Origin of the sequence: Sphingomonas sp. TDK1 (genome assembly GCF_001650735.1) — a bacterium.
In the GTDB taxonomy this organism is placed as follows: domain Bacteria; phylum Pseudomonadota; class Alphaproteobacteria; order Sphingomonadales; family Sphingomonadaceae; genus Sphingomonas.
The window spans coordinates 14,266-30,787 of sequence record NZ_LXVY01000027.1; the positions used below are offsets into that span (position 1 = coordinate 14,266).

Consider the following 16,522-nt stretch of genomic DNA (forward strand, 5'->3'; position numbering starts at 1 on the left):
GCGACGTGCGGCAGGTCTAAGCGTCGCACCATCATCGCCACGGGTCGGATAACGGCCGGAAAACATTGGAGGGGTTCGTCGCATGAAGGCACTTTTCACGTCGCAGCTGCGTCTTGGGGGCGCGAGTTTGATTGCGCTCGCGGCCATGGCAATGGCGAGCGCCGCGAACGCCCAGACCGCAGCGGAGCCCGCGCCCGCCGCCGTTCCCCAGGCCGATCCCGCCACGCAGACCGACCAGACCGACCAGATCGTCGTCACCGGCTCGCGCATCGTCGCCAGCGGCTTCACCGCACCGACGCCGACCACGGTGATCGGCGCCGAGCAGATCGCCGCGAACGCGCAGCCCAACCTGTTCAACACCATCGCCCAGCTGCCGTCGCTCCAGGGCTCGACGGGTTCGGCGACCGGCACGTTCAGCACCTCGAGCGGCACCCAGGGCCTTAGTTCCTTCTCGCTGCGCGGCCTGCAGCCGATCCGCACGCTGACGCTGCTCGACGGCCAGCGCGTCGCCGCCGCCAATGTCAGCGGCGTGCCGGACATCAGCCTGTTCCCGCAGCTGCTGGTCAAGCGCGTCGACGTGGTCAATGGCGGCGCCTCCGCCACCTATGGCTCGGACGCGGTCGGCGGCGTGGTGAACTTCATCACCGATACCCGCTTCACCGGCTTCAAGGCCAATGTGATGGGCGGCATCACCACCTATGGCGACAACAAGCAGATCCTCGCCCAGGGCGCCTGGGGCGGATCGTTTGCGGGCGACAAGCTGCACCTGATCGTCAGCGGCGAATATGCCCATGACGGCGGCGTCGGCCCCGGCGACTTCGGCACCGACCTCGCCCGCAGCCGCAACTGGTACAAGGCGACGACGCTGCTCAACACCAACCAGACCAACAATGGTTCGCCGCAGTTCGTCTACAGCGACTATGCCCAGCCCTATCAATATGCGCGCTACGGCCTGATCAACAACGGCCCGCTCCAGGGCATCGCCTTCGACGTCAACGGCAACCCGTATAATTTCCAATATGGCTCGAACGGCCAGCCGCTCGGCAATGGCCGGGTGAGCAACTGCTATCCGGGCAATGGCTTCTGCGTCGGCGGCGACCTCACCGGGGCGCCGGGTTCGGGCGCGTCGCTCGTCTCGAAGCTGCAGCGCGTCGTCGGCTATACGCGGATCGGCTATGATTTCGCGCCGGGCAACGAATTCTACGGCACGCTCAGCATCGGCCAGGTCAAGACCAACAACCAGCCGAGCCCGGGCTATAACCGTCCGAACCTGACCGTGCAGTGCGCCAACCCCTATCTGCCGCAGCTGGTGCGCGACCGCTGCGCGACGGCGGGGATCACCTCGTTCAACTTCGGCACCAGCAACGGCGCCTTCCCCGATCCGCAGGTCTATACCGATCGTCGCCAGTATCGCGGCGTGCTCGGCGCCAAGGGCAAGTTCTCGGCCGCCGGCGGCGAATGGAACTACGACGCCTATTACGAGCATGGCGAAACGATCGCGGACATCAACGTCCATGATATCGTGCTGCAGAACCGCTATGTCGCCGCGACCAACGCGATCACGCTCAACGGCGCGATCGTCTGCGCCGATCCGGTGGCGCGCGCCGCGGGCTGCCAGCCGATCAACGTGTTCGGCGGCTTTGTCCCCTCGGCGTCGGCGCTGGCCTATGTCACGCCGGCCAACGGCCCGTTCCAGCACACCAAGCTGACCCAGGACGTGGCGAGCGCCAATATCTCGGGCAATCTGATCGACCTGTGGGCGGGCCCGCTCAGCCTGGCGATCGGCGGCGAGTATCGCCGCGAATTCTACCGGGTGAACGCCGATCCCTACGGCGCGGGCGCGACGAGCCCGAACAGCGCCGCCTATCCGGTCGATCCGCTGCTCAACCAGGCGCAGGGCAGCAACTGGGCCGCGGGCAACTACAAGAATGGCGGCGGCAAGTACAATGTCTACGAGTTCTCGGCCGAAGCCAATCTGCCGCTGCTCGACAGCGAGAGCCTGGGCCGCGCCAATCTGAACGCCGCCGCGCGCTACACCCATTACAGCACCTCGGGCTCGGTCTGGGCGTGGAAGATCGGCGGCACCTGGGCGACCCCGATCGACGGCATCCGCCTGCGCGCGGTCACCTCGCGCGACGTCCGTGCGCCGAACCTCTCCGAACTGTTCGCCGCGCCGACGGTGACGACGCTGCCGAACTTCAACAATCCCTTCCCGGGCGGCGGCGCGGTGCAGGCGTTCCAGAACACGGTGGGCAACCCCAACCTCAAGCCGGAAATCGCCCGCAACACCGAAGTCGGCATCACGCTCGCCAATCCGCACTGGCTGCCGGGCCTGAGCCTGTCGGTCGACTATTACACGATCAAGCTGAGCGGCGTGATCTCGACGTTGTCGGCGGACCAGATCGTCCGCTTCTGCGCCGAGGGCAACCAGGCCTTCTGCGGCGGCTTCGTGCTCAACAGCCCGATCCAGGGCGGGAATTTCGTCAACGTCCAGCCGTTCAACCTGGCGAGCTGGAAGACCAGCGGCTTCGATATCGAGGCGAGCTATCGCTGGCAGCGCCCGCTCGGGCTGCCGGGCAACTTCACCGTCCGCGCGCTCGGCACGCACGTGCAGGAGTTCCTCGTCCGCGCCGGCATCGCCGGGGTGGCGACGCAGGACAATGCCGGCGCCAACAACGGTTCGACGCCGAACTGGAAGTGGCTGGCGATCCAGACCTACGACACCGACAAGTTCAGCCTGTTGGTGCAGGAGCGCTGGTTCTCCGACGGCAATTTCGGCAACCAATATGTCGTGTGCCAGACTGGCTGCCCGGCCTCGACCGGCAACAACCCGACGATCAGCCGCAACTTCATGCCCGGCGCCTTCTATGTGGACGTCGGCGGGTCGTACAAGGTGACGCGCGGGCTGGAGGGCTATTTCAAGGTCGACAATCTGTTCAACGTCGATCCCGCGCCGGCGCCACAGACCAATACCGGCCTCGACGTGAACCCGGCGCTCTACGACACGATCGGTCGCACCTATCGCATCGGTATGCGCCTGAACTTCTGATCCTTTCGTCCCCCCGACGATCTCCTGGTCCCGGTCGCAAGGCCGGGACCTTTGTTTTGTACGGAAACCCGAGCGGTCGCGGGCGTTGAGGGCGGGTGCGCAAACGCTGCGCCCCGATCAACGGAGACGAGCATGACCGACACCATCCAGGATGCCACCAAGACCGCCTCGAACGGCAAGACCGCGCTGACGGACGATATCCGCGCGCATTTCTCTGGTGACGCCCCGATCACCGAAAAGGCGAAGAGCTTCGCCAAGGCGCGCCCCTGGACCAGTGCTGCCTTTCTCGGCATCGCCGCGCTCGCGGTGCTGAACGGTGTGCGCGGCGTCCGTCCGTAAGTCCTTGCGCGGTGGGGGCGTTTCTAGCCCCCACCGCGCTTCGGCGCCTGGGGAAACCGCGGACTGGCAATCCAGCGCGGCAGGGGTTATATACCGCTCGTTATGAAAACCGCTGCTTGTACCGTGGCCAAGGGTCGCCCCCGTGAGTTCGACGTCGACGAGGCGTTGACGGCGGCGCTCCGTATCTTCTGGACCAAGGGCTATGAAGGTGCCTCGCTAACCGACCTCACGGAGGCGATGGGCATTACGCGACCCAGTCTCTATGCCGCGTTCGGCAACAAGGAATCCTTGTTCTGCAAAGCGCTGGATCTCTACGAGCGCGAGAAGATGTGCTATATCGGCCGCGCGCTGGAAGCCCCGACCGCGCGGGGCGTGGCGGAAGCGCTGCTGCGGGGCGCACTGGAGCGGCAGCGTGACACCAGCGATCCCAAGGGCTGCATGGGCGTGATCAATTCGGTGGCGTGCGGTGCCGAGGCCGAGTCGATTCGCGAGGAAGTGCTCAAGCGCGGCGAGGCGGCCAAGCGGGCGATCGTCGAGCGGTTCGAGCGCGCCAAGGCCGAAGACGATCTTCCGCCGCACGCCGATCCGGAGGGCCTGACCTCCTATATCATCGCCCTGATCCAGGGCATCGCGCTGCAGGGCGGGGCGGGCACCAGCTGCGCCGATCTCGAGCGTCTCGTCCAGACCAGCCTGTCGATGTGGCCGGCGCGCTGAGCCTGGCCATTCGCTAGACCGGCCTGCGCTCAGTCATTGGGAATGGTCAGCACGATCCCGGTCTTGTCTTCCTGCTTCGAGACCATCACCGAAACCTGCTTGCCGTCCTTCTCGCCGGTGATCATCGCCGCGTCGGCCATCAGCATGGACTGGGGCAGCTTCCATCCCTCCTTGGCGAGCGCGGTTTTGTAGAAATCGCCGACCTTGGCGACCGGATCCTTGGATGCGAGCGTCACCATCTTGGTCTTGCGGCCGCCCGATTCGGTTTCAATCACCCCGTCGACGGTCGCGCCAGGATAGACCGGCGCATAGGCGGGCATCACCACCGCAGCGGCGGCGGCACCCTGGGTCGTCTTGATGCTGCCGTTCGCCGTGGTGATCGAGGACGTGCCGGCGCTCTCGTCGGTCTTGTAGGTGGTGCCGGCGATCGTCGTGGACTTTTCCTTGGATCCACAAGCGGCGAGCAGAACGGCGGCAACGAGGACGGCACGGCGCATCGGGCAAGTCTCCTTCGTACGACGACGATGCAGACGTTTGGAACGCCTGGGCAATGGTCGTGTAGCCGGCGACCGGGGGGATGGCAAACCGAGCGGTAGCCGCGGCGGCAGCGGGTTGAAAATAAAACGTTTCACCTTCGCAAAACGCACTTGCGAGGAAAAATACCGGCCGGTATAAAAAGCCTGTTGACGCACCGCAGCGCGACTTATATACCGACTGGTATAGAAGGTGATCCGCCGCCCCCACGGGGTCGCGGGGCAGACGGAGACGCGGACATGCGCCAGCTTGCACGCAAGAAACGGGGTGAGCCCTAGGGCTCAAACTTTCATACCAACGTAGAAGCAGCGCTGCCGTACGGCAGATGGACGTGGCGAGACATCGCTGCGATCCATGGCCCGCAACCAACTGAATTTATCCCGGCACCCGGAACCGCAAGAGGCGCTTTCCGGGAGGGCGGAGCCTTGCTCCCCGCCGGTGCAACCGAGGGAGAATGACATGGCATATCTCGATCTCACCGACATGGCTGGCAACGCTGCGGTGCTGCCCGCCTTTCTCGCCACCCCGCGTGAGGAAACCAGGCTGACCGCGCTCGAATGGCAGGTGGTTGCCATCGCCCAGCGTGATCGCATGTCCTCGCTGGAGGCGCCGAGCCGCCTCTCGATCGCGTTCGGCGTGATCTTCGGCGGCGAGCGTGGCAATCCGCGGCTGGCGGATCCCAAGCTCGAGGCGCTGCGCCGCATCGCCGTGATCTCCTGGCATCGCGGGTTCCGCGTGCCCCAGTCCGAAATCCAGCGCTTCCACGCGGCCGGTTACACGCCGGGCCAGTTGGAGACGCTGCTTACCAGCATCAGCCGCGGTCGCGCGGCCCTGAATCAGGGGAATCGTCATGAACATGCATACGCCCATTGAGGGCGAAGCGGTGGCCGAGCGCCGCCCCAAGCGTCTGCGCACCTGGCAAAAGGCGGCGCTGGTCGTCGTGCCGGTGGGCGTGGTCGCCGCCGGCTTTGGCTTGAGCGGGCGGAACGCGCCCGCCGTTGCCGCGCCGGCCGCCCCCGTCGTCACCGTCGCCACGCCGCTCGCACGCGAGGTTAACGAGTGGGACGAATATGTCGGTCGCTTCGAAGCGAGCCGTACCGTCGAGGTGCGGCCGCGCGTGTCGGGGGCAGTCACCGCGATCCACTTCAAGGACGGCATGGTGGTGAAGCAGGGGCAGCTTCTCTTCACCATCGATCCGCGTCCGTTCACCGCCGCGCTGGCCGAGGCCAGGGCGGGCGTAGCGAGCGCGCAGAGCGATCTGGCGCTCGCCCGTTCCGACCTCGACCGCGCCCAGCGGCTGGTGAGCGTGGAAGCCGTGTCGAAAAGCGATGTCGAACGCCTTCAGGCCCGCGTCCGCGCGGCCACTGCCGCTGTCGCCGCGGCGGAGGCCCGGGTCCGCGCCCGTGCGCTCGATGTCGAATTCACCCAGGTGCGTGCGCCGATTTCGGGCCGGATTTCCGATCGCCGAGTCGATCCGGGCAATCTGGTCGCCGCCGGAGAAGGGCAGGGGGGGACGCTGCTCACTACGATCAACGCGCTCGACCCGATCTACTTCACCTTCGACGGTTCGGAAGCTTTGTTCCTCAAGGCCAAGCGCGCGGCGGGGTCGTCCGCCAGCCCGGTCGAGATCCGGCTGCAGGACGAAGGCGAGTATCGCTGGAAGGGCCAGATCGACTTCACCGACAACGGGCTCGATCCCAAATCGGGCACGATCCGCGGTCGCGCGGTACTGTCGAACAAGGACATGTTCCTGACGCCGGGCATGTTCGGCAATATGCGGCTCGCCGCGGGCGGCACGGCGCAGGCGCTGCTGGTGCCCGACGCGGCGATCCAGACCGATCAGGCCCGCAAGCTGGTGCTGACCGTCAACGCTGATGGTACCGTGGTGCCCAAGCCGGTGGTGCTCGGTCCGGTGGTCGACGGCCTCCGTATCGTCCGCTCGGGCCTCGCGCCCCAGGACAAGGTGGTGATCGCCGGTACCCAGATGGCGCAGCCCGGTGGCAAGGTGCAGCCCAAGGCCGGCACCATTACGCCGGCCGCCGCGACCGACGCGCCGACCGTCTCCGCTCCGATCACGGGCCAGGCTACCTTCGCCCGCTGATTGAACTGCCGCCGGGCCCCACCCCGATACCCGGCGGCAGGTAGTTTCCCGTGTGTCCCGTCCGCGTGATCCCATGCGGGCGCGGGCACGCGCGTCCGCTCGCAAAAGGAGAAGGCCATGCGCCTCTCACGCTTCTTCATCACCCGCCCGATCTTCGCGGCGGTGATCGCGATCATCATCACGATCCTGGGCGGCATCGCCTATTTCGCGTTGCCGATCTCGCAATATCCCGACATCGTGCCGCCGACGGTCACGGTGACGGCCAGCTATCCCGGCGCCTCGGCCGAAACCGTGGCGGAAACCGTCGCCGCGCCGATCGAGCAGGAAATCAACGGCGTCGACGACATGCTCTACCAGTCGTCGCAGTCGACCGGTGACGGTGCGGTGACTATCACGGTGACATTCAAGACCGGCACCAATCTCGATGCCGCGCAGGTGCTGGTGCAGAACCGCGTCGCGGTCGCGATCCCGCGTCTGCCCGAGGAAGTGCAGCGCCTCGGCGTCGTCACGCGCAAGACCAGCCCCGACTTCCTGATGGTGGTCAACCTGATCTCGCCCGACAACTCGATCGATCGCAGCTACATTTCCAACTATGCGCTGACCCAGGTGAAGGACCGCCTCGCGCGGCTCGAAGGCGTGGGCGACGTGCGGATGTTCGGTGCGCGCGACTATGCGATGCGCGTGTGGATCGATCCCGGCCGTGCCGCCGCGCTGAACCTCACCGCCGGCGACATCGTCCAGGCGTTGCGCGGGCAGAACATCCAGGTCGCGGCGGGCTCGCTCGGCCAGCCCGGCTCGCAGCGCAGCGGCAATGCCTTCCAGCTCAACGTCGAGACGCAGGGCCGCCTGAAGACCCCGGCCGAATTCGGCCGTGTCGTCATCCGTACGGATACCGAGGGCCGCCAGGTCCGCGTCAGCGACGTCGCCCGCGTCGAGCTAGGTGCCGCCGACTATTCGTCCAACACCTATCTCTCGAACAAGCCGACCGTGATCCTGGCCGCCTTCCAGCGCCCGGGCTCGAACGCGCTTGCCGCCGCGCAGCGCATCGAGGCGGAGATGCAGTCGATTTCGAAGACCTTCCCCAAGGGTCTCGAATATCGCGTGATCTACAACCCCACCGAGTTCATCGCCCAGTCGATCGACGCGGTGTACCATACCCTCGGCGAGGCGGTGATCCTCGTCGTCCTCGTCGTGATCGTGTTCCTCCAGAAGTGGCGGGCGGCGATCATCCCGGTGGTGGCGATCCCCGTCTCGCTGATCGGCACCATGGCGGTGCTGCTGCCGCTGGGCTATTCGCTCAACAACCTGTCGCTGTTCGGGCTGGTGCTCGCCATCGGCATCGTCGTCGACGACGCGATCGTCGTGGTCGAGAATGTCGAGCGCAACCTGGCGCAGGGCATGACCCCGCTCCAGGCGGCGCGCACCTCGATGGACGAAGTGTCGGGCGCGCTGGTCGCGATCGTGCTGGTGCTGTTCGCGGTGTTCCTGCCGACGCTGTTCCTGAACGGCCTGTCGGGCGCCTTCTACAAGCAATTCGCCGTGACGATCTCGGTCGCCACCGCGATTTCGCTGCTCGTGTCGCTGACGCTGTCGCCGGCACTCGCCGCGCTGCTGCTGAAGCATGAGGAGCATGGCGAGCGCCGCGGCGGCATCGGTCGCTTCTTCGGCCGCGCCGCCGACGCGTTCAACCGCGGTTTCGAGCGGATGAGCAACGGCTATGCCCGGCTGACCCACAAGCTGGTCACCCGGCCGAAGCGGATGATGGTCGTCTATGCCGGCCTGATCGCCGCGACGGTGGCGACCTTCTGGGTGACGCCGGTCGGCTTCATCCCGGCGCAGGACCAGGGTTACTTCCTCACGGTCATCCAGCTGCCGCCGGGCTCGTCACTCGAACGCACCGATGAAGTGATGCGCAAGGTCGTCGCGCGTATCCTGCCGATCCCGGGCGTGAAGGGCTCGGTGATGCTCGCCGGCTTCGACGGCCCGTCGCAGACGCTCGCCCCGAACAGCGCCGCGGCGTATGTGCCGCTGCAGAGCTTCGAGGAGCGCAAGAAGCTCGGCGTCAACATCGCCGGCATCATGGCCGAGGCACGCAAGCGCACCGCCGACATCAACGAGGCGATGCTGCTCGTGGTCCCGCCGCCGCTCATCCAGGGCATCGGTTCGGCCGGCGGCTATCGCCTGATGGTCGAGGACCGCGGCGAGCACGGCTATCAGGCGCTGGGCAATACCGCCTTCGGACTGATCGGCCAGGCCAACAAGACGCCGGGGCTCGCCCAGGTCTACACCTTCTTCAACACCGCGACGCCGCGCGTCTTCGCCGATATCGACCGCCGCAAGGCCGAAATGCTGGGCGTGCCGCCGGAGCGGGTGTTCGAAGCGCTCAACGTCTATCTCGGCTCGGCCTTCGTCAACGACTTCAACATGCTCGGCCGCACCTATCGCGTGACCGCGCAGGCCGACGCGCCCTTCCGGGCGACCGAAGCCGACATCGCCAACCTCAAGACGCGCTCGGATGCCGGCGGCATGGTGCCGATCGGGTCGGTCGCGACCTTTGAGAACAAGACGGGCCCGTATCGCGTGACGCGCTACAACCTGTTCCCGGCGGTGGAAGTCGATGGCGATACCGCGCCGGGCTACAGCTCGGGCGCCTCGCTCGACGCGATGGAGAAGCTCTCGGCCGAGCTGCCGGCGGGCTATGCGGGCGAGTGGACCGGCATCGCCTATCAGCAGAAGATGGCGGGAAGCACCGCGGGCCTGGTGTTCGCACTGGCGGTGCTGTTCGTCTTCCTGGTGCTGGCGGCGCAATATGAGAGCCTGACGCTGCCGCTGGCGATCATCCTGATCGTGCCGATGTGTCTGCTGGCGGCGATGGCGGGCGTGAATCTGCGCGGCATGGACAATAATGTGCTGACGCAGATCGGGCTGGTCGTGCTGATCGCGCTGGCCGCCAAGAACGCGATCCTCGTGGTCGAGTTCGCCCACCAGGCGGAAGTCCGCGACGGTTTGTCGCCGGTGGAAGCCGCGGTGCGGGCGGCGCAGGACCGGTTGCGGCCGATCCTGATGACCAGCTTCGCCTTCATCCTCGGCGCGGTGCCGCTGCTGATCGCGAGCGGTGCGGGTGCGGAGCTCCGCCAGGCGCTGGGGACTGCCGTGTTCTTCGGGATGATGGGCGTCACCGGCTTCGGCCTGCTGTTCACGCCGACCTTCTACGTGGTGTGCCGCGCGCTGGGTGCCCGGCTCGCCCGGCGGCGCGGGCAGGGTGGCGATCACTCCCAGCTCCAGCCGGCCGAGTAAACTGAACCAACCGACGGGCGCCCCATGCGCCCGTCGCAGGAGATTTCGCATGCAACGCATGGCTTCGATCATGGCCGCAGTCTCGGCGCTGGCGCTTTCCGCCTGCGCCGCCGGGCCGAATTACACGGCACCTGCCCGGCCGCAGAGCGCCGCGGGGGCGTTTCTCTCCACCAGCCCGGCGGTTTCGACCGCACCGGTGCAGGAAGGCTGGTGGCGGCTCTACAATGATCCGGTGCTCGACCGGCTGGTGACGGAAGCGCTCGCCGCCAATACCGACATTCGCGTCGCGGTCGCCCGCATCGAGCGCGCCCGCGCAACGTTGCGCGGCGCAACTGCCAATCGCTTGCCCCAGGGCACGGCGAGCGCCGGCGCCAATTATGGAAGGCTGTCGCAAGGGCAGCGCCCGATCGGCACGGCGCAGGAGGACTGGCAGATCGATGCCGGTCTCAACGTCTCCTATGAGGTCGACCTGTTCGGACGGCTTTCGCGCAATGTCGAGGCCGCGCGGGGCGATGTCGCCGCGGCCGAAGGCGATGCCGAGGCGGTACGCGTCATCGTCGCCGCGGATACGGCACGTGCCTATGCCGATGCGGTCTCCTCGGCGGAGCGCCTCGCGGTCGCCGAGCGCATCGTCGCGCTGCTGGACCGGTCGATCGACCTGACCCAGCGCCGCCGCAATGTCGGCCTTGCCACCCGGCTCGATGTTGCGCGTATCGCGGCGCTCCGCAACCAGCGCCAGGCGGACGTGCCGGCGCTCGCCGCCCAGCGGGATGCGGCGCTGTTCCGCCTCGCGACGCTGATCGGCAAGACGCCCGCAGAACTGCCTGCCGAGGCGCGCGAGCGGCACACTACGCTTCGACTCGACCAGCCGATCCCGGTGGGCGATGGCGCTGCGTTGCTCGCCCGCAGGCCGGATGTGCGCGCCGCCGAGCGCCGGCTTGCCGCCTCCACCGCCCGGATCGGTGTGGCGACGGCGGATCTCTATCCGCGTATTTCGCTGGGGGCGTCCGGCGGATCGACGGGCAATGATTTCGGCAACATCTTCGGTGCGGGGCCGCTGCGCTGGCTGGTCGGCGGGCTGATCAACTGGACGGTGAACCCGGCACCGGCGCGTGCCCGGATCGCGGCGGCCGAGGCGGATAGCCGCGCCGCACTCGCCACCTTCGACGGCACGGTGCTGACTGCGCTGCAGGAGACCGAGACGGCGCTCTCCGCCTATGGCCGCGCGCTCGAACGCCGCACCGCGTTGCAGGCCGCGCTCGACGAAGCCGAAGCGGCGGTGCGTATCGCCCGCGCCCGCCAGACCGAGGGCGATATCAACTCGCTCGACCTGCTCGATGCCGAGCGCACCTTTGCCGATGCGCAGGCCGCGCTTGCGACGGCGGATGCCGCGATCGCGGAGGCGCAGGTCAACCTGTTCCGCGCGCTGGGTGGCGGCTGGCAGCGGACGGCGTGACCCCCACGCGTCGATCGCGCTAGCTGCGCGCGATCGACGCGTGGATCGGCAGCAGTGCCGCCCCCAGCGCCGAGCCGCCGCCGCCGAGTTCGGAAATCTCGATCGGGAAAGTGCCACCCTCGCGCGCGGCGACATGGTCGCCCCAGATCACCGCCCCGCGGTTCAGCCGCTCGGCAAGGCCGCGCATGATCGGCGCCGGGAGCGGGCTCATCAGCCGGATAGCGCCCGGATCCAGCCAGGCGAGTGCGGAGTTGATCGTGTGAAGCAACTGGTCCGCCGCACGATCCTGCCAGCGGGCGATCACATCCTCATAGCCGCGGATCGCGTCACAAAAGTCCGCGAGCGAATGGACCGCGCAGCCGGCCGCCTGCAGCGTAGCGATCAGGTCCAGCGTGGTAGGGCGTGGCCGGTCGCCGGGATAGAACATGCCGATCTCACCCGCACCGCCGCCTTCGCCGCGCATCAATCGTCCCTCATGGATGATCCCGGCGCCCACGCCGTGGCCAAGCAGCAGGACGACCGCGGTCGTGCAGCGGCGGATCAGCCCGCCCAGATAATATTCGGCAAGCGCGGCGGCGGTCGCGTCGTTCTCGATCCAGATCGGCAGCCGCAGCGTCTCCTCCAGAATGGTGCGCAGCGGCGCATCCTTCCAACCGGGCAGGTTGCGGACGATGTGCCAGCGGTTGCCGTCGCGTGACAGCGCGGGCCCCGGTGCGCTGAAGCCCACGCCATAGAGCCGGCGTCCCAGCAGCCGATGCTCGAGAGCCAGCTCATGGATGCGCCGGTCGACATGGCGGGCGAATTCTTCAGGATCAATCGCCGCTATCTTCTCGGAGGTCAGCGCGATCACCCCACCGGCATAATCGACGATCGCGATTTCCAGAATGCCGGCATAGAGCGCCAGCCCCACCGCATAGCCGCCCGCCGGGGAGATGCGGAGCGGCACCATCGGGCGGCCGCGCCCCGTCGGCGCGTCGGACGGCAGCTCCTCGACCAGCCCTTGGCCGATCAGCGTTCGCGTCAGCTTGGAAATCGCGCTGTTGCTGATCTGGAGCGAGTCGGCGAGCGCAGAACGCGATTGCGCGCCCTGGAGACGCAATTGCCACAGCAGCCGCTTCTCTTCGTCCAGCAGGGGCAGGGGCTGGTGTCTCATCTCCGGTAGCTCGTACCCCCTGTGCGGCCGGCATTCCATTTATTTTCTAAGGAATAAATAAATCTGTCATGGACTCTCCGCATCGGGCGACCAAACCTGCCAAAAACAAAGGGGAACCTCCGATGACGAAGCATGATCTGACCGTCAGCTGCGCGGTGCTTGCGCTGAACGTCCTGGCACTGCCGGCCCTCGCCCAGACCACGACCACGGCCACCACCACGCCCGCCGCCGATCCGGCCCAGACGGCGGAAGACGGCGCCAACGACATCATCGTCACCGGATCGGCCCGCGCGCAGCGCCGCTTCGACGTCTCCTACGCGATCAATTCGCTGAGCCAGGCGGATGTCCAGAAGATCGCGCCGAAGAGCTTCGCCGACCTGCTCGGCACCGTTCCCGGCATCCAGGTCGAGGCGACGGGCGGCGAGGTGCAGAACATCACCCGCATTCGCGGCATCCCGACCGATCGCGGCTATCTGATCTTCCAGCAGGACGGGCTGCCGCTCTATCACGAGATCGACGGCGTCTTCTTCAACTCCGGCGAAGGCATGAACCGCTACGACCTGATGACCGAGCGGGTCGAGATTGTACGCGGCGGCCCGGCGCCGATCTATGCGAGCAGCGCGGCGGCGATCGCCAACAACATCACCGTCTCGGGTGGCCCGCAGGCGCGCGGCAAGGCGCAGGTCACGCTGGGCGATACCGGCCTCTACCGGCTCGATGCGATGCAGTCCGGGCCGCTCAGCGAGAACACCTATTATGCGATCGGCGGCTTTATCCGCCAGCATGACGGCTATCGCTATGGCGGCTTCCCCAGCGACAAGGGCGGCCAGATCCGCGCCAATATCAAGCACCAGCTGAGCAACGGCTATGTCAAGGTCTCGGCCGAATATGTGAACGACCACAATCTCTTCTACCTGCCGATCCCGACCAATGATCCGCGCAACCCCTCGGTCTCGCTGAACAACTATATCGATTACTTCGAGGGTACGCTGAACTCCCCGTCGCTGCGCAACGTCAACATTAAATATCGCGACGGCTCGGGCGCGTTGCAGAGCATGACGCGTGACCTTTCCAACGGCCGTCACATGCGATTCTTCAACGCGGCGCTGGACTATCAGGCCGATTTCAGCGGCTGGCAGGTATCCGCGAAGGTCGGGGGCACCAAGGGCAAGTCGAGCTTCGACGCCTTTTATTCCACGACCAACCCCGCCGATGCGACGACCTTTGCCTCCAGCTATCTGAACGCGGCGCGTACCGCGTTCGGGGCGAATGTGACGCGGCTCGGCTATGCCTTTGCCGGCACCAACGGCGCCTCGGTCTACGATCCCTCGACCGCGTCGGGGCTGATCATGTCCGGCCAGTATCGCGCGTCGGAATCGGACTTCTATTCGGTGCAGGGTGACCTCAGCGTCACCCGCAAGTTCGACACCGCGATCGGCAGCCACGATGTCCGCGTCGGGCTGTACGGCGCCTTCTACGGCAACACGCTGCTCCAGGCCTATCAGGACATGCTGATCGAAGTGCGCAGCCAGCCGCGCACGCTCGATCTGCTCGCCTATTCGGCGACCGGGCAGGTGCTGGGTTCGGTCACCCAGAACGGTGTGTTGCGCTACACCACCACGCTCAACCAGGGCGAGGGCGACGCGCAGATGATCGCCTTCTATGCCAACGACACCTGGGAGATCGCCCGCGGCCTGCGCGTCGACGCCGGCATCCGCACCGAGAAATACAGCTACAAGGGCATCGCGTTGCCGACCACCCAGGTCAATCTGGGCGACTCGACGACGCTTGCCGACGACACTACCCGCGCCTTTACCGGCCAGGTGCTCGACCAGCGTCTGAAGCCCAGCGCGACCAACTGGACCGTTGGCGCCAACTACGACCTGAACGGCCATTTCGGCGCCTATGGTCGCATCTCCAACCTCGAAGTGCCGCCGCAGCTCGGCGTGGTGACCGGCATCAACGCCACGATCGTCAAGACCAAGGCGCGCCAGTATGAAGTCGGCCTCAAGGCGAGCTTCGGTTCCAACTATCTCTATGCCACCGGCTTCTACACGAAGTTCAACCCGTTCAATGCCTCGTTCGCGGCGTTTAACCCGGTCACCGGCCGCAACGACCAGACGCTGCCGTTCATCGGCGAGGCCTCGGTCAAGGGCGTCGAGGTCGATGGTCGCGTGTCTCCGATCCGTTGGTTCTCGCTCGATGGCTCGGTGACCTGGCAGAACCCCGAATATGCCAATCTCCAGAATAACTCTGGCGCGGACCCCAGCGCGGTCAACGGCAAGCAGATCATCCGCGAGGCGAAGTTCTTCGGCAATCTGCGCCCCAGCTTCGACTTCGAGCTGGGCGACAAGAAGGTCTCGATCTTCGGCCGCTATGAATGGGTGGGCCGGCGTTATGTCGACCTGTTCAACCGCACCGCCATGCCGGGCTACCAGACGACCGGCGCGGGCGCCTCGCTCGATTGGAACGCATGGCACTTCCAGGTGGTGGGCGACAATCTGTTCAACGCCCATGGCCTGACCGAGGGCAACACCCGCACCGACCAGTTCGCCGGCCAGGGTTCGAGCCAGGCGATCTATGGCCGTCCGCTGTTCGGCCGTAACTTCCGCTTCATCGTCAGCCGCAGCTGGTGATGCGTCCGCTGTTCTCGGCAATGGCGCTCGCGCTGAGCGTGATCGCCGCCTCGGCTTCGGCCGAGGCGGCAGGGGACGCGGTGATGGCGGCGCTGGCCGCGCGGCTGTTCCCGATGCTCGACGCGGCGGGGCACGACCCCGCCGCACTCGCGCGGATCGCGCGTGCGCCGGGCATGGAGGCCCTTTTGCGCGCGCGGCGCGAGCGGCGAGCGGCGTGTGGCGCGGATCTAGCGTGTCGCGCGCAGGCGTTGCTGTGGAGCGATCGCGAGGCGGATACGCTGCGCCGGGCGGTGGCGGCGGAAAAGCTGCCGGGGGCCGATGACGGCCTTGCCGGGCAGGTGGATCGTGAGATCGCGGGTATCAACCTGATCCTTCGCACCTATGCGCTGGGTGCGATCCCCACCACGGCGATCGACGGCCCCGGCACGGTGTCGCCCCAAGACCACCAGGCACGGCTCCAGGCGGCCGACTGGCTCGCCGAGACGCCGCGTGCGGGATCGGCGCAGCAGTTCGACCCGAGCGTCGATTACGCGCTTGCGCTGCTCGACGTGAGCGACCGCACCGACGCAATCGGCCACGAGCCGCTGACTGGCCGTGCCAATGCTGCCCCGATGGCCCGCGCCAAGACGCTCGAGTGGAAGCGCTATCGCTACAGCGCGATGATCGTCACCGGTGTCGGCCCGGAGATCGAGGGCGAGCCGCTGAGCCCCTTCGGGAAAGTCCATCTCCGCCTGGCCGCGCGCCGGTTCGCGCAGGGCGACATCGCCTTCATCCTCGTCACCGGCGGCCGGGCGCACCCCCGCGGGACGCCGTTCACCGAGGCGGATGAAATGCGCCAGGCGCTGATCGAGCGCTACGGCATTCCGGCCGACGCCATCGTCAGCGAACCCTATGCCCGCCACACCACCACGAATTTGCGCAACGCCAGCCGGCTGCTCGCAACCATGGGCGCGCCGCTGGACGCGGAGACGATAATCGTCTGCAACCCGCTCCAGAGCGCCTATATCGAAAGCGCGAAGTTCACCGCGCGCAACGCCGCCGAACTCGGCTACCAGCCCGGCAAGGTCGTCCGCCGGGTCTCGCCGACCGAACTGGTGTTCCGCCCGTCGCGCCTGTCCGAGCGCGTAGACCCGCGCGACCCCCTCGATCCCTGAAAGGAACCGCGATGCGCCGCTTCGCCCTGGCTGCCGCTCTCATGCTCTGCCCCGCCGTCGCCCATGCCTGGGGCCATACGGCGCATGCC

11 protein-coding genes are annotated in these 16,522 nt (G+C 67.0%); 9 read left to right on the forward strand and 2 right to left on the reverse strand.

Going from position 1 to position 16,522, the window contains the following annotated elements:
• Positions 1-82: 82 nt before the first annotated feature.
• From A7X12_RS14395 to A7X12_RS14405, 3 genes are all read left to right on the forward strand, one after another.
• Positions 83-3,049, forward strand: coding sequence for a TonB-dependent receptor plug domain-containing protein (locus A7X12_RS14395; RefSeq protein WP_064312281.1), 2,967 nt, complete (start codon positions 83-85; stop codon positions 3,047-3,049).
• 132 nt (positions 3,050-3,181) lie between these two features.
• Positions 3,182-3,388, forward strand: a complete 207-nt coding sequence (locus tag A7X12_RS14400) for a hypothetical protein (RefSeq protein ID WP_232318520.1) — start codon at positions 3,182-3,184, stop codon at positions 3,386-3,388.
• 102 nt (positions 3,389-3,490) lie between these two features.
• Complete coding sequence (locus tag A7X12_RS14405; protein ID WP_064312282.1) at positions 3,491-4,102, forward strand: TetR/AcrR family transcriptional regulator; 612 nt, start codon at positions 3,491-3,493, stop codon at positions 4,100-4,102.
• Positions 4,103-4,131: 29 nt separating this feature from the next.
• Here A7X12_RS14405 and A7X12_RS14410 read toward each other — a convergent pair whose 3' ends face one another.
• Positions 4,132-4,599 (reverse strand): hypothetical protein, encoded by a 468-nt coding sequence (locus tag A7X12_RS14410; protein ID WP_064312283.1) that lies wholly within the window; start codon positions 4,597-4,599, stop codon positions 4,132-4,134.
• A 496-nt stretch (positions 4,600-5,095) separates the two neighbouring features.
• Here A7X12_RS14410 and A7X12_RS14415 point away from each other — a divergent pair, with 496 nt between their 5' ends.
• The 4 genes from A7X12_RS14415 (at position 5,096) to A7X12_RS14430 (ending at position 11,490) form a co-directional block, all read left to right on the forward strand.
• A complete protein-coding gene (locus A7X12_RS14415) occupies positions 5,096-5,509 on the forward strand; it encodes a hypothetical protein (RefSeq protein ID WP_064312284.1) in 414 nt (137 codons plus the stop codon).
• Complete coding sequence (locus A7X12_RS14420; RefSeq protein WP_064312285.1) at positions 5,487-6,737, forward strand: efflux RND transporter periplasmic adaptor subunit; 1,251 nt, start codon at positions 5,487-5,489, stop codon at positions 6,735-6,737. The genes A7X12_RS14415 and A7X12_RS14420 overlap by 23 nt, the downstream gene beginning before the upstream one ends.
• 117 nt (positions 6,738-6,854) lie before the next feature.
• Positions 6,855-10,034, forward strand: coding sequence for an efflux RND transporter permease subunit (locus tag A7X12_RS14425; RefSeq protein ID WP_064312286.1), 3,180 nt, complete (start codon positions 6,855-6,857; stop codon positions 10,032-10,034).
• Positions 10,035-10,083: 49 nt separating this feature from the next.
• Positions 10,084-11,490 (forward strand): efflux transporter outer membrane subunit, encoded by a 1,407-nt coding sequence (locus A7X12_RS14430; protein WP_064312287.1) that lies wholly within the window; start codon positions 10,084-10,086, stop codon positions 11,488-11,490.
• 19 nt (positions 11,491-11,509) lie between these two features.
• On the opposite strand, the gene A7X12_RS14435 is transcribed toward A7X12_RS14430, so the two are convergent.
• The gene (locus tag A7X12_RS14435; protein ID WP_064312288.1) at positions 11,510-12,643 is read right to left on the reverse strand and encodes an ROK family transcriptional regulator; all 1,134 of its coding nucleotides are present in this window, start codon (positions 12,641-12,643) and stop codon (positions 11,510-11,512) included.
• Between the two features lie 122 nt (positions 12,644-12,765).
• Here A7X12_RS14435 and A7X12_RS14440 point away from each other — a divergent pair, with 122 nt between their 5' ends.
• A complete protein-coding gene (locus A7X12_RS14440) occupies positions 12,766-15,279 on the forward strand; it encodes a TonB-dependent receptor (protein WP_064312289.1) in 2,514 nt (837 codons plus the stop codon).
• Positions 15,279-16,433, forward strand: a complete 1,155-nt coding sequence (locus A7X12_RS14445) for a YdcF family protein (protein WP_064312290.1) — start codon at positions 15,279-15,281, stop codon at positions 16,431-16,433. The genes A7X12_RS14440 and A7X12_RS14445 overlap by 1 nt, the downstream gene beginning before the upstream one ends.
• Positions 16,434-16,522 lie beyond the last annotated feature (89 nt).